This window comes from Pandoraea sp. SD6-2 (assembly GCF_000389825.1).
In the GTDB taxonomy this organism is placed as follows: domain Bacteria; phylum Pseudomonadota; class Gammaproteobacteria; order Burkholderiales; family Burkholderiaceae; genus Pandoraea; species Pandoraea communis.
Window position 1 is genome coordinate 840,272 of the sequence record NZ_KB944454.1, and the last position, 13,100, is coordinate 853,371.

A 13,100-nucleotide genomic window follows, 5' to 3' on the forward strand; every position below is an offset into this window, starting at 1 on the left:
ATGGCGAGCACGGCACTCGGGAGGGCCGGCGCACGCACTCGCCGTGCATCATGCCACTACGATTTCGACGAGACGTGTCTCGCCACTCGCCATGGCTTGCGACAACACGTCGCGCAACTCGCTTCCCTGTTCGACGCGCTGCGCGCGCACGCCCATGCCCTCGGCCAGACGCACGAAATCGAGATCGGGCAGATCGGTCCCTTGCACCGGGTCTTTCGGCCCGAAGCCGAACGACGGCGCGAAGTCCTGCAACGCGGCATAGCGGCGGTTGTTCAGAATCACGAACGTGATGGGCAACCTGGCTTGCGCTGCACTCCACAGGCCCTGAATCGAATACATCGCAGAGCCGTCGCCGATCAGACAGATGACGCGCCGCGCCGGATGCGCCATCGCCACACCGACCGCCGCAGGCATGGAGTACCCGAGGCCGCCGCTGTTCATCGTGTAGAACGTGCCCGGCAGCGTGAAGGGCAGGTATTGCTGCATGACCGAGCGCGCACTCGGCGCTTCTTCCACCACGATGTCGTGAGCGTCGCGCACTTCGGCAAGCGTTTGCAGCGCAAAGGCAGTTGTCATACGTTCGCCCGGTGCGTTCGCCGTAGCCACTGGCGCGACGGCACGCGCGGGTGGCAATGCGCGCTCGCCAGCGATGTCGCGGGCGAGCAGCGCCTCGACGCCGAGCCGCACGTTGCCCACCACGGATGCGCCGACCGGCGTCCACGCCGCCACGCCCGGATCTTCGATCAACTGGAACAACGATGCGCCCTCGGGGACATGTGGCCCCGCGCCTTCCACGTGATATGTGAACGCCGGGGCGCCGATCACGAGAATCAGATCGTGACCGCTTAGCAAACCTACGATCTTCTCGCGCATCGGCGGCAGGAAGCCGGCGAACAGGCGGTGATCTTCGGGGAACGCACAGCGGGCACACATCGGTGCGGTGAAAACGCGAGCGTTGTGCCGTTCAGCCAGCGCAACCACGGCGTCGAACGCCCCGGCCCGGTCGATGGACGAGCCGACGACGAACGCCGGACGCTCGCACGCATCGAGCGCCGCCCCCAGTTGCGCAAGCGCCACCGGATCGGGCTGCACACGTGTGCTCACCTGACGCGGCGGCAACGCCTCGGCAGGCCGATCCCAATCGTCGACCGGAATCGAAACGAAGACCGGCCCCTTCGGTTCCTGCATGGCGATGTGATACGCACGGGCGAGCGCCAGCGGCACGTCTTCGGCACGCGCCGGTTCCAGACTGAATTTGACGTACGGCTGCGGCAACTCCGTCGCACGCACTGAGGCGAGGAACGGATCGAACGGCAGAATCGAGCGCGCCTGCTGGCCGGCGGTCACGATGAGCGGCGTCTGATTCCTGTAGGCCGTGAAGATGTTGCCCATCGCGTTGCCGACACCGGCGGCCGAGTGCAGATTGATGAAGGCCGCATTGCCGGTCGCCTGTGCGTAGCCGTCGGCCATGCCGATGACCACCGCCTCCTGAAGACCCAGCACGTATTCGAAGTCGGCGGGGAAGTCGCGGAACAACGGCAACTCGGTCGAACCGGGGTTGGCAAACACCTTGGTCATGCCATGACGGCGCATCAGGTCGATGACCACCTCGCGAACGCTCAGGGCTTGAGGCGTACCGGCGCGCTGGTCCGCGCGAAGTTCTCGGCTGTCTTTCATGGATACGGTTGTCTCGTGCCGCCGTCGACGCGCGAGCGTGACGGCGTGGTTGTTGTATGGGCTCGGGCTGCGCGGCCTGACACCGGCGCGGCAAGTCGATCAATTTCAATTGCGACGAGCGATGCACACGAGTATAGGCAGCCGATATATGCACCGGAATTGCTTTTACGCACCGAAGTCATTACGCTTTTGCATGACTTTTCGATGTCGCCGCGTTGCCGTCATTGCGTTCGGCCTCCCCGCCTTCCTCTGGAGTTTCCATGAGCCTCAATCTCCAGCAATTGCGCGCCTTCACGACCATTGTCGCGACCGGCAGTCTTGGTCGGGCCGCCACGGAGCTGCACCTCACCCAGCCCGCGTTGAGCCGCACCATCAAGCGGCTTGAGACCGATCTGGGCGCGCCGTTGTTCGAGCGTCACAGCAAGGGGATGGAATTGACGACGTTCGGGCAAGCCTTGTTACCGCACGCGATGCTGCTCGAGCGCGAGGCCGACCACGCGCGCGAAGAGATCGATGCGTTGCGCGGGCTCGCCAAAGGCGTCATCAAAGTTGGCGCCGTCGGCGCCATCGCGAGCCATGTGCTGCCGCTCGCCGTCGATCGTGTGCTCAATCGCTGGCCGAATCTGCGGGTGGAGATCATCGAAGGGGTGTGGGACCGGCTCGCGCAAGGGCTCATGCGGCACGAGATCGATCTGGCGCTCTCGACCGCCGCCCCCGATACCGAGGACATCGTCGCCATCGCCGACTGCCATTGGCAAGACGACAGCTACGTAGTGGCCGCGTGCGATCACCCGTTGCGCCAGCGCAAGACGCTTGAACTGGCCGACACGCTTTCGCAACGCTGGGCCATTCCGCCACGCGGCACCGCACCGTATGCGCATATGCAAGGCGTGTTCGCCGCACACGGGCTGGGGCTGCCGAACATCGTCGTGGAAACGCGCTCGGTGCCCGTGCTCAAGAGCATGGTCGCGCGATGCGGTTTTCTGACGTGGATGCCCGAGCCCATGTACGACGTCGAAGCGCGGGCGCAGGTGATGGATACGTTACCGATTGCGACCGTGCGCGCCACGCGCACGCTCACGGCATTTCGCCGCCGTCAGGGGATCTTGCCAAGCCCCGCGGCCAAGCTGCTCGACGAGTTGCGCCAATTGACCGCGCCCGGTTGATGTCCCGCGTCCGGCTCAGCCCGGCGCGGACACGATGTGCGCGCGGTGGTACGGCGTGCCGCCGTATTCCTTGGGGCCGTGAATCGTCTCGACCCGCTCGATGCGCCACGGCACCGGCTGCGTGAAGCGCGGGCCATCGTAGGCGAACGTGTGGAACTCGCCGTTCTCACCGCACGCGTCGACACCTGCCGGAAGATCGGCCAGCAATGACGCATCGTATTCGCGGCCGACGAATTCCGGCCCGAGATGGCGCCCGTCCACACACACGATCACCGCGCGATAGCCCAGCGAGATGAACTCATGCGCGAGCGTCAGGCGCTCGCGCTGCCACAGCGGCAGCACGGCGGTCATGCCCGCTGCCGCACAGACTTTCTCTTCCCAATCGCGATGCGGCTGCAAATCGATGTCGCCGAACAGGCCGTGTGTGATGCCGTCAGCCCGCATCGCCTGCAATCGGGCAACGAACGCCGTCTCGTATTCGCGCCAGCCGGCATGTCCAACATCGAGCGCGATACCAAGCGCATCCGCCTGCGCCTGCATCAATTCACGCGGCAGGCCATGCGAGCGTGAGCTGTCGCCGGTGTCGTCGAACATCGCCAGCAAACGCCGCACGTCGTAATGCGGCGCGCCACTCGTGTCGCACGACAGGGCGTGATGCAGGGCAAGGCAGGAATCCTTGCCGCCACTCCAGGAGAAAAAGGCAGGTGTGGGCATGGGGTCTCGTGAGTCGGTCGATAGGTCGAATCATCGATCCATCGGAATGACGGATCGCACAAATGCAAAGCGGACCCCACAGGGTCCGCCCTTGCGCCTTGCAGGCTGCGATGTTTCCATCGACGTGGCCCGCATGACGTCGCGCTCAGTGCGAGCGAATCATCGTGCCGAACGGCTGCTCCGTCAGAATCTCGAGCAGCACCGAGTGCTCAATGCGGCCGTCAACGATATGCACCGACTTCACGCCGCTCTTCGCAGCGTCGAGCGCCGACGAGATCTTCGGCAGCATGCCGCCCGAGATCGTGCCGTCTGCGAACAGTTCGTCGATCTCGCGCGCCGACAGATCGGTCAGCAAATTGCCTTCACGGTCCATCACGCCCGGGATGTTGGTCATCATCACGAGCTTCTCGGCGCCCAGCACCGTGGCGAGCTTGCCCGCCACGAGGTCGGCGTTGATGTTGTACGCCTGACCGTCTTCCCCCACACCGATCGGCGAGATCACGGGAATGAAAGCGTCGTCCTGCAACGCGCGCACCACCGCCGGGTTGATCGAGTCGACTTCACCGACGAAACCGATGTCGAGGAACTGGCCCTCATGTTCGCGATCCGGCATCAGCATCTTGCGAGCGTTGATGAGACCACCGTCCTTGCCGGTGAGACCCACTGCCTGGCCGCCGTACTGGTTGATCAGCATGACGATGTCCTGCTGGACTTCGCCGCCGAGCACCCACTCGACCACTTCCATCGTCTCTTCATCGGTCACCCGCATGCCCTGGATGAACGTGCCCTGCTTGCCGATCTTCTTGAGCGCCTGATCGATTTGCGGGCCGCCACCGTGCACCACCACCGGGTTGATGCCGACGAGCTTGAGCAGAATGACGTCGCGCGCGAAGCCCTGCTTCAGACGCTCTTCGGTCATTGCGTTGCCGCCGTATTTAATCACCACGGTCTTACCGTGGTACTTGCGGATATACGGCATCGCCTCAGCCAGCACTTCGGCTTTGAGAGCAGGTGCGATGTCGTCGATGGAAGACAGTTGCGGATCGGACATGGCGGGAAGGTTCTTCGCAGGTGGACCAGAAACACGGCGCATTGTACAACCAAGAAGCCTTTGCGTGCGGGGCTTTGACCGGTTTCGGAAGGGTCTGGGACTTGCCTCGGCCAATGCCCATGACGACGTTGCGCCGAGTGTCGGACGGTAACCGCAAAAGCGGCGATTTTCGCCCGCTCAGCGGCACAGAATCGCGTGTGCGTATCACCCCTTTCACTTGGTCATGGACGCCCGTCAGTGGCCGATTTTTGCCGCATCGCCCGTCGCCCGACAATTTCGGTGCCGCAAGCGAGCGCCGAAGGCCGGCCGATGACAGCGGGCGCGCTGTTGCAGTTGTGCAACTCGTGCCGGCGAACACCCCGGCCAGACGCCCGCGCAGTGGCTTCGCCGCCGCTCAAGGCTTGGTAATCTATGGCGATGGAAAAAGAGATCGGGAATCGGGACCATGGCTGACACGACCCCTCCGGCGCCGGTCGGCATGGCGCCCGATCCGTCGCGCTGCCCCCGGTGCGGCGCCGTCGTGGCGTGCGGTGTGCTTGCGTCGGCGCCCGGCACCGCCGGCGTGCGCTGCTGGTGCCTCGATTGGCCCCATCTGCCCGCGTCGGCCCGGCGCGGTGCCGATGCCTGCCTGTGCCCTGACTGCCTTCGTGCGGCGCTCGCCGCCGCCGGGGTAGCGATCGACGGCACCGCCGCCGATCCCGGCTGAGGCTCGCTGGGCACGACATGGGCGTTGAGGTTATTGGCTGTGCGTGCCGTGTGCCATGCCGGCCATACCGCCTGCGGCAGGCGCGCCTGCCGTCAGATCGCGCACCGGCACCTGAACCTGCTGCTCGGACTTCTTGTGATCCGCCGATTCGAAACGCAACGTCAGGGGCACGGTGTCGCCCTTCTTGAGCGCTGCCTTCAGGTCTGTGAGCATGATGTGATAGCTGCCCGGCTTGAGCTGCACCGGCTGATTGGCCGGCAGCGGCAGGCCGTTGGGCAGCGCGCGCATTTTCATCAGCGTGCCTTCGAGCTTCATTTCATGCACTTCGGCGTTCGCGGCAGCCGACGTGCTCACACCGACGAGCGTTGTCGCCTGATGCGCCTGCAACGTCATGAAAACGCCGGTCGCGGTCTGGCCGGGCACGGTACCGCGTGCCCACGCATCGGAGACATCCACCTGTGCATAGGCCGAGGCCATGCCGAAACTCAGCGCGGCAACCCCCCAAAGCTTGTGTTTCATGCAAACTCCTTTTCGTTGTCGACGGACACACATCCGCCCTGTATCGCAGGAGACGTCGCGCAACACCCTGTCGCGCGAGACGCGGACGTTCATTGTAGTCGCGCCCCGTCGTACGCGTGCACGGGCGGCGCGATGCGGCCCGCCTCCCCGTGCGGCAGAGTGTCGCAGCGCCCGGAGACGCGGGATGGCCCGTGACCCGGACTTGGTACACTTGTCGTATGACTCATTTTCCCATCGAGCGAACCAACGTCGTCCAGCTCTTCTGGCTGCGCTGCCTGGCCATCGTGGGCCAACTGGCGACGATCGGGGTCGCGCAACTCTGGCTCGGCGTGCGCCTGCCGCTCGAGCCGATGCTCACCATCGTCGCCCTCGAAGTGCTGTTCAACGTGCTCACGTGGATACGGGCGCGACGCGGCGTCGAGCGCGCCAAGCGCCACACCGATCTCGACCTGATGAGCCAGTTGCTCGTCGATCTGGCCGCGCTCACCGCGCTGCTGTTCTTCTCGGGTGGCGCGACCAATCCGTTCGTCTCGCTCTTCCTGCCGGGTCTGGCAATTGCCGCCGCCGTGCTGCCGTGGCGTAACGCCTCGCAACTGGCGTTGCTCTCGCTGGTCGCCTATGGCGCCCTGAACTTCCAGTACGTGCCGCTCGATCTGGCCGACCCAGGCAATCTGCTGCGCCTGCATCTGGCGGGGATGTGGGTCAACTTCGTGGTCAGCGTGCTCGTGATTGCGTGGTTCGTCTCCCGGATGTCCCGTGCACTGCGCGCCCGCGACGCGCAACTCGCCCGTGCGGAACAACGGCTGTTGCGCGACGAACGCATGGCCGCACTCGGCGCTCAGGCCGCGAGCGTGGCGCACGAACTCGGCACGCCGCTCTCGACGATGGCCGTGGTCATCGGCGAACTTCGCAGCGAGAGTCTGAGCAACGCCGCGCTGAAGCCCTTCGAGCTGGATCTTCAGACACTTGAGCAGCAAATTGCGTTGTGCAAGAGCGCCATCGGCCACGTGCAGACGCGTGCCGCAGCCCCCGTACGTCAGGCGGTGGCCGAGTGGCTGCCCGCTTTCACTACGCAATGGCGCTTGCGTCATCCGCAGGTGCAGTTCCAGTTACGTGTTCCGCCGCAGATGACCGCGCGCATTGAAGACACGGTACAGGTCGGTCAGATTCTCACCATCCTGCTCGATAACGCGGCCTACTTCAGCCCGTCGTCGGTCACGCTCGACGTAAGCATCACGCCGGAAGATGCCCGCTTTACCGTCTGTGACGAAGGCCCCGGCATGACCGCCGAGTTGCGTACCCGACTGGGCACCTCCCCCGTCATGAGCACGCACGGCGGGCATGGCATGGGCCTGTATCTGGCCTTTGCCAGTGCGCAGCGTCTCGGCGGCGACATCGTCCTCACCCCCAACACGCCGCAAGGCACGCGCGCCGAGCTGCGCCTGCCGATGGCCACCTTCTTCTTCGGCTCGCGGAGTCAGACATGAATGCCTCGCATTTCCTTCTTATCGACGACGATGTCGTCTTCGCCGAAACGCTGGCCCGCGCGTTGACCCGTCGCGGCTACGACGTGCAGATAGCGGCCGACGGTGCCGCGGCGCTGCTCGCGGCGCGCACGCGTCAGTTCGATCTGATCTCGGTCGACCTGCATCTGGGCCACGACTCGGGCCTGCCGCTCATCGCCCCGCTGCGCGCATTGCAACCGAAAGCCCGCATGCTGGTGCTCACGGGTTACGCGAGCATCGCGACGGCGGTGCAAGCCGTCAAGGACGGCGCCGACAACTATCTCGCCAAGCCGGCCAATGCGGACACGATCCTCGCATCGCTGCGCAGCGACGCGAGCGAGACCCAGGCCGACGAAGCCTTCGAAAATCCCTCGCCGCTGTCGGTCGCGCGTCTCGAGTGGGAGCATATTCAACGCGTGCTCTCCGAACACAACGGCAACATCTCGGCCACGGCACGCGCGCTGAACATGCATCGCCGCACGTTGCAGCGCAAGCTGCTGAAGCGGCCGGTGAAGCAGTAACGCTCGCGTCGCCGTCAGACGAAAAAAAGGCCCCTCGCGGAGCCTTTTTCACATCACTTCGATCTCACAGCACGTAGCGCGACAGATCTTCGTTCTGCGCCACTTCTTCGAGGAAGCGATTGACGTACTCGGCGTTGATCGACACCACCTCGCTCGCGTGCTTGCCGGCGTTGTACGAAATGTCTTCGAGCAGTTTCTCGATGACGGTGTACAGACGTCGCGCACCGATGTTTTCCGTCTTCTCGTTGACCGAGAACGCGATTTCCGCGAGACGCTTGATGCCGTCCGGCGCAAATTCGAGATGCACGTCTTCGGTCGCGAGCAACGCCTGATACTGCTTGACGAGGCTGGCATCCGTTTGCGTGAGAATCGCTTCAAAATCTCCGACCGAGAGCGATTCGAGTTCGACGCGGATCGGGAAGCGGCCTTGCAGTTCCGGAATCAGATCGCTCGGCTTGGCCAGATGGAACGCCCCGCTCGCAATGAACAGGATGTGATCCGTCTTGATCATGCCGAACTTCGTGCTCACAGTCGTGCCTTCGACGAGCGGCAACAGATCGCGCTGCACGCCCTGACGCGACACGTCGCCGCCGCCCACTTCGCTGCGCGTGGCGATCTTGTCGATTTCGTCGAGGAACACGATGCCGTTCTGCTCGACGTTACGCAGGGCCAGTTGCTTGACCTCTTCGTCGTTGAGCATCTTCGACGCTTCTTCGTCGGTCAGCACCTTGAGCGCGTCCTTGATCTTGAGCTTCTGGCGCTTCTTGCGCTGATTGCCCAGATTCGCAAACATGCCCTTGATCTGCTCGGTCATCTCTTCCATTCCCGGCGGGCCCATGATCTCCATGCCCTGTGCCGGAACTTCCACTTCCAGTTCGACTTCCTTGTCGTCGAGCTGGCCCTCGCGAAGACGCTTGCGGAAGGTCTGACGCGTGGTGTTGTCTTCCGCGCTCGGCTCGGCCTCATGCGACGCCGAACCGAAACGGATATCGCGCGACGATTCGCGCCCGGTCGGCAGCAGCAGATCGAGAATGCGGTCCTCGGCGCGATCTTCGGCCTTGGTACGCACTTTCTTCATTTCGGCTTCCCGCGTCTGCTTGATCGCGATTTCCGCGAGGTCGCGCACGATGCTGTCGACGTCGCGGCCCACGTAGCCGACTTCGGTGAACTTGGTCGCCTCGACCTTGATGAACGGCGCGTCGGCCAACTTGGCCAGACGGCGGGCGATCTCGGTCTTGCCGACACCGGTCGGACCGATCATCAGAATGTTCTTCGGCGTAATTTCCTGACGCAGGGGCTCAGCCACCTGCTGACGGCGCCAACGGTTGCGCAAGGCCACCGCAACGGCCTTCTTGGCCTTCTGCTGGCCGATGATGTGTTTGTCGAGTTCGGAAACGATCTCGGAGGGGGTCATATGGGTCATGACGTTCGCCAAATTAGGGGTTCGCACAGAGGGTGACGCCCGGCCGGCCGGCTGTCGTTCAGCCGCCGGCCGGCAGGTCGCGCCGCAGGAGTCCACCTGCTGCAGCGCGCGCGTCGTCCGTCGTCACTTCGCTGCCTTCGGCGGCAGCGTTTCGATAATGTGGTTGTCGTTCGTGTAGATGCACATCTCGCCGGCGATCGTCAGCGCTTTCTTGACGATCTCGCCCGGCGTCAGATCGGTGTTCTCGATCAGCGCGCGGGCCGCAGCCTGTGCATACGATCCGCCCGAACCGATGGCAGCCACGCCGCCCTCCGGATCGAGCACATCGCCATTGCCGGTAATGACCAACGTGGTCTCGGCGTCGGCGACGATCATCATCGCTTCGAGCCGACGCAGCATGCGGTCGGTGCGCCAGTCCTTGGCGAGTTCGACGGCCGAGCGCGTCAGATGCCCCTGATGCTTCTGAAGCTTCGCCTCGAAGCGGTCGAGCAGCGAGAAGGCGTCCGCCGTTGCCCCAGCGAAGCCGACCATGACCTTACCGTCATAAATCGTGCGCACCTTGCGTGCGGTGCCCTTCATCACGATGTTGCCGAGCGTGACCTGGCCGTCGCCGCCGAGCGCGACCTGATCGCCGCGCCGAACGGAGACGATGGTGGTGCCGTGATATTGCTCCATGCCTGTTCCTTTTCGGGGGGCGACACTCGCCCCGTAACGATTGGCCCGGACGCCTGACACGTCCTCACGACTGTGACGACGCACCCGACCGGGCGAGACGTGACTGTAGTTTAGGGCAATCGAAAGAATATCAAGAGGCGTCGACGGCGGCGGGCACGCGCCGCCGTCGACGGCAAGCCAATGTCGCAAAAAGCGGCGTGAATCGGGAGATTCGCGCGGCATTGCACCGCGCGAATCGGATGCTGCGAAGCAATTTCTCGGAAATTGCTTCGTTTTTGCGGAGTCTTGCCGCTTAGAACGTGGTGCGCAACCCCACACGAACCGAGCGTCCGCCCTGCGGCGCAATGTCGCGCAGCACCGAACTGGCCAGACGCACTTCCTGATTGGTCAGGTTCTCGCCCTTCAGATACGCCAGCCACTGAGCGCCGCCGGCCTTGAACTGGTATGTGAGCGAGGCGCCGAGCGTGGTGTAGCCGCTCGTTGTCAGATCGTTCACGGGCACACGGCCCTGATTGCTCGCGTGCACCATTTCCAGACGCGCGCCCCAGTGGCCCAGTCCATAGGCCAGCGCCGCTGTCAGACGCAACGGCGCGATGCGCGGCAGCGATTCGCCCGTATCGCGGTTGCGCCCGAGGGTGTAATCGCCGCGCAGCTCGAGATCGAGATTGCCGTAGCCCTGCCAGAGCCGGGCGCGGCCTTCGGCTTCGACACCGTAAAGGTCGGCCGGCACGCCCGCGTATTGATAGACCGGCAGGTCCCGGACGTCCCCGGCGATCGTCTGCCCCGTGTTGTTCAACGCGATGAAATTGGTGAAGCGGCTGTAGAACAAGCCGACGCTGCCCTTGTTCGGACCGCTTTCGTAGCGCAGCGACAGATCGGTCGAGAATGCCTTTTCGAGCTTGGCCTGCGGGTTGCCGATTTCCCAAACGCCGGTCGCCAGATGCGGGCCGTTAGCGTATAGCTCGTAGAACGTCGGCGCACGCTCGGTGTACGACGTATTGAGCGCGACCGACCACGCGGGCGCCAGCGCGAAGACGGCCCCTGCCGACACGCTGCCGGGGGTGAAATTGCGCGACGGCAGGTTGTCGAAACGCTCGTTGCCGCCAGCGCTCGGCTTGACGCTCGTGTGTTCGATACGCGCGCCGAACGAGAGCTTCACCGCCTGACTCACGGCCCACTCTTCGAGTGCGAAAAGGGCCACATTGCTCGTATCGCTCTTCGGCACGAAGGCCTCTTCGCCGAGCGCCGAGAAAGTGTTTTGCGAGAACTGCACGCCCACGGCGCCTTCGAGCGGCCCGATCTTCGCGTGGCGCGCTTCGATGCGCCCTTCGTAGCCGTGATTCTTGAACGTCGTGCCCGTCTCGCCGTTCTCGATTTCCTTGTGCTCATAATCGGTGTAGCCGAAGTTGAACTTGAGGGCGGTGAACGGTCCGCTCAGATTGCGCACTTCACTGGCTAACGCCAGACGCTGCTGCCGCAGCCGGATGCGCGTGTCGGCCTCGGCCACCGTGCCGTAATCGGAGTCGTAACCGGAGTACGAAAGGCCCGTGTAGCCGTTGGCCCATGTCCACGACGCCCCCACAGCCGCGCCGCTCACCTGTCCGTTGCTGTTCGTCAACGTGCCCGACGCTTGCGGCGTGCCGTCGTCGTCGCGTGCACGTTGTTGTGCCGAATGCGCGAAGCCGGGGATGCGCAGGTCCGCGCTCTTTCGTGCGAAGCCATCGACATGGAGCGCGAACTGGCCATTGCCGAATTCAAGCTGTGCCGCACCCGCGCGTTCGCGGTTGGCGCCGCCGTAGCTGAAGTCCGTCGCCCCGGAAATGCCGGTGATGGATTCGCGCGGAATACGGTTATCGATGGTGTTGATTACGCCGCCGACGGCATTGCCGCCGTACAGCAAGGCGGCCGGGCCTCGCACGATTTCTACGCGCTCGATCGTCAGCGGATCTTGCGCGACGGCGTGGTCGTACGACAGCGACGAGGCGTCAAGCGCGGCAGTGCCGTTCTGCAGCACGCGAATCCGGTCGCCGTCGAGACCGCGAATGATCGGACGGCTGACGTTCGGGCCGTGGGACGTCGCCGAGACGCCCGGCAGGCCGTCGAGCGTCTCGCCCAGCGTGCCGGCTCGGCGCAGCGCGAGCGCTTTCCCGTCGAGTTCGGTCACAGGTGCGGCGAGGTCGGCAGCGGCGCGTCCGAGGGGGTTGCCGGTGACGAACGTTGTCGGCAGCACAGCTTCGGGCGCCGCCGGGGTGGCGGTCGCAGAAGGTAGTTCGGCGCGTGCGTCAGCGGCTTGTACGGACCAACTCGTCATGGCGAGCGCACTGAATGTCAGTGCGGCAGCCAACGGCAGCGGTGCCAGGTTGGGCCGCGCGAGGCGCGCACGAGGCGCGGCGGGAAGCGATGCGTAAGCGAGCGAAGACGTCGCGCGCTTACGCGCGGCGTTCGATGAAATGTGTGCCATGTCGTTATGAGTTCTGTTGGATCTGTCCGGGGGAGCCTCGCCCGAGGGCGCAAGACTCCCGGATATCCCGTGCATCGGCGCGAGCGAACCCGCCGCGTCGACGCCTGTCGGCGAACGAACGCGCAGCAGCACACCGCCGTCGAGGCCCTGAAGGGCGGCGAAGCTCAGTGCTGGCGTTGGCAGGGATTCGCGCAGGAAGCGCGGAAAAACGCGAGAGAACGCGTGGGGTCAGACCGCGATCGGCGGGGCGCGAGAGTCGAACGGCAGTTCAAGCGCACTGGCATGAGTGCGGCCGTTGGCGCGCAGCGGGGTGTTCGCCGTGGCGTTGGCACCGCGCCATTGCAGGACGGCCACCGCCATGGCGGCCGCCAGCGTCGCCCCTTCGAACAGATGGCAATGATGGTGATGGCCGCCAACACCGAATGGCGTCGACGACGACACGTCATCGTCGTCGCCAAACGTGAGATCCGAGGCATGCGAATCGACTGGCGCCGACGCACTCCACACGCCACCGGACAACTCGCGCGCATGCAGGATTTCGTGTTGCAAACCCCACATCTGCACGCAGATCAGCGCGACGATGAGCCAGACGATCCAGCCGCTTCGCCCACGGCCGGCCAGCGTGCGCAAACGCGCACGCCATTGGCGAAAGACGGATTCGATAGGCAGCATGGAAACGCTA

General features: G+C 64.6%; 12 protein-coding genes. 4 read left to right on the forward strand and 8 right to left on the reverse strand.

What is annotated here, in order from left to right:
- Positions 1 to 48 precede the first annotated feature (48 nt).
- The gene (gene mdlC, locus C266_RS20230; protein WP_010805597.1) at positions 49 to 1,677 is read right to left on the reverse strand and encodes a benzoylformate decarboxylase; all 1,629 of its coding nucleotides are present in this window, start codon (positions 1,675 to 1,677) and stop codon (positions 49 to 51) included.
- A 260-nt stretch (positions 1,678 to 1,937) separates the two neighbouring features.
- Here mdlC and C266_RS20235 point away from each other — a divergent pair, with 260 nt between their 5' ends.
- Positions 1,938 to 2,843, forward strand: coding sequence for a LysR family transcriptional regulator (locus C266_RS20235; RefSeq protein WP_010805598.1), 906 nt, complete (start codon positions 1,938 to 1,940; stop codon positions 2,841 to 2,843).
- A gap of 15 nt (positions 2,844 to 2,858) precedes the next feature.
- On the opposite strand, the gene C266_RS20240 is transcribed toward C266_RS20235, so the two are convergent.
- Both C266_RS20240 and argB read right to left on the reverse strand, forming a co-directional pair.
- On the reverse strand, positions 2,859 to 3,557 hold the full coding sequence (locus C266_RS20240) for a hypothetical protein (protein WP_010805599.1): 699 nt from the start codon (positions 3,555 to 3,557) through the stop codon (positions 2,859 to 2,861).
- Between the two features lie 145 nt (positions 3,558 to 3,702).
- Positions 3,703 to 4,608 carry an acetylglutamate kinase gene (argB, locus tag C266_RS20245; RefSeq protein WP_010805600.1) on the reverse strand — a complete coding sequence of 302 codons (906 nt, stop codon included), beginning with the start codon at positions 4,606 to 4,608 and terminating at the stop codon, positions 3,703 to 3,705.
- A 445-nt stretch (positions 4,609 to 5,053) separates the two neighbouring features.
- On the opposite strand from argB, the gene C266_RS20250 reads away from it, so the two are divergent.
- Complete coding sequence (locus tag C266_RS20250; protein ID WP_010805601.1) at positions 5,054 to 5,314, forward strand: cysteine-rich CWC family protein; 261 nt, start codon at positions 5,054 to 5,056, stop codon at positions 5,312 to 5,314.
- Positions 5,315 to 5,344: 30 nt separating this feature from the next.
- Here the strand turns inward: C266_RS20250 and C266_RS20255 are convergent, their stop codons facing one another.
- Positions 5,345 to 5,833 carry a copper chaperone PCu(A)C gene (locus C266_RS20255; RefSeq protein WP_010805602.1) on the reverse strand — a complete coding sequence of 163 codons (489 nt, stop codon included), beginning with the start codon at positions 5,831 to 5,833 and terminating at the stop codon, positions 5,345 to 5,347.
- A 218-nt stretch (positions 5,834 to 6,051) separates the two neighbouring features.
- On the opposite strand from C266_RS20255, the gene C266_RS20260 reads away from it, so the two are divergent.
- Both C266_RS20260 and C266_RS20265 read left to right on the forward strand, forming a co-directional pair.
- Positions 6,052 to 7,320 carry an ATP-binding protein gene (locus C266_RS20260; protein ID WP_010805603.1) on the forward strand — a complete coding sequence of 423 codons (1,269 nt, stop codon included), beginning with the start codon at positions 6,052 to 6,054 and terminating at the stop codon, positions 7,318 to 7,320.
- The gene (locus tag C266_RS20265; RefSeq protein WP_010805604.1) at positions 7,317 to 7,859 is read left to right on the forward strand and encodes a response regulator transcription factor; all 543 of its coding nucleotides are present in this window, start codon (positions 7,317 to 7,319) and stop codon (positions 7,857 to 7,859) included. Before C266_RS20260 ends, C266_RS20265 begins: the two co-directional genes overlap by 4 nt.
- Before the next feature lie 64 nt (positions 7,860 to 7,923).
- On the opposite strand, the gene hslU is transcribed toward C266_RS20265, so the two are convergent.
- From hslU to C266_RS20285, 4 genes are all read right to left on the reverse strand, one after another.
- Positions 7,924 to 9,282, reverse strand: coding sequence for an ATP-dependent protease ATPase subunit HslU (gene hslU / locus C266_RS20270; protein ID WP_010805605.1), 1,359 nt, complete (start codon positions 9,280 to 9,282; stop codon positions 7,924 to 7,926).
- Positions 9,283 to 9,405: 123 nt separating this feature from the next.
- A complete protein-coding gene (gene hslV, locus C266_RS20275; protein WP_010805606.1) occupies positions 9,406 to 9,957 on the reverse strand; it encodes an ATP-dependent protease subunit HslV in 552 nt (183 codons plus the stop codon).
- A 292-nt stretch (positions 9,958 to 10,249) separates the two neighbouring features.
- A complete protein-coding gene (locus C266_RS20280) occupies positions 10,250 to 12,418 on the reverse strand; it encodes a TonB-dependent receptor (protein ID WP_010805607.1) in 2,169 nt (722 codons plus the stop codon).
- A 228-nt stretch (positions 12,419 to 12,646) separates the two neighbouring features.
- The gene (locus C266_RS20285; protein ID WP_010805608.1) at positions 12,647 to 13,090 is read right to left on the reverse strand and encodes a hypothetical protein; all 444 of its coding nucleotides are present in this window, start codon (positions 13,088 to 13,090) and stop codon (positions 12,647 to 12,649) included.
- Positions 13,091 to 13,100 lie beyond the last annotated feature (10 nt).

Coding starts and splice junctions, on each gene's coding strand:
- C266_RS20255 (WP_010805602.1), bottom strand. CDS start 5,833: ATGAAACACAAGCTTTGGGGGGTTGCCGCGCTGAGTTTCGGCATGGCC.
- C266_RS20280 (WP_010805607.1), bottom strand. CDS start 12,418: ATGGCACACATTTCATCGAACGCCGCGCGTAAGCGCGCGACGTCTTCG.
- C266_RS20240 (WP_010805599.1), bottom strand. CDS start 3,557: ATGCCCACACCTGCCTTTTTCTCCTGGAGTGGCGGCAAGGATTCCTGC.
- C266_RS20235 (WP_010805598.1), top strand. CDS start 1,938: ATGAGCCTCAATCTCCAGCAATTGCGCGCCTTCACGACCATTGTCGCG.
- hslU (WP_010805605.1), bottom strand. CDS start 9,282: ATGACCCATATGACCCCCTCCGAGATCGTTTCCGAACTCGACAAACAC.
- C266_RS20265 (WP_010805604.1), top strand. CDS start 7,317: ATGAATGCCTCGCATTTCCTTCTTATCGACGACGATGTCGTCTTCGCC.
- hslV (WP_010805606.1), bottom strand. CDS start 9,957: ATGGAGCAATATCACGGCACCACCATCGTCTCCGTTCGGCGCGGCGAT.
- C266_RS20260 (WP_010805603.1), top strand. CDS start 6,052: ATGACTCATTTTCCCATCGAGCGAACCAACGTCGTCCAGCTCTTCTGG.
- argB (WP_010805600.1), bottom strand. CDS start 4,608: ATGTCCGATCCGCAACTGTCTTCCATCGACGACATCGCACCTGCTCTC.
- mdlC (WP_010805597.1), bottom strand. CDS start 1,677: ATGAAAGACAGCCGAGAACTTCGCGCGGACCAGCGCGCCGGTACGCCT.
- C266_RS20285 (WP_010805608.1), bottom strand. CDS start 13,090: ATGCTGCCTATCGAATCCGTCTTTCGCCAATGGCGTGCGCGTTTGCGC.
- C266_RS20250 (WP_010805601.1), top strand. CDS start 5,054: ATGGCTGACACGACCCCTCCGGCGCCGGTCGGCATGGCGCCCGATCCG.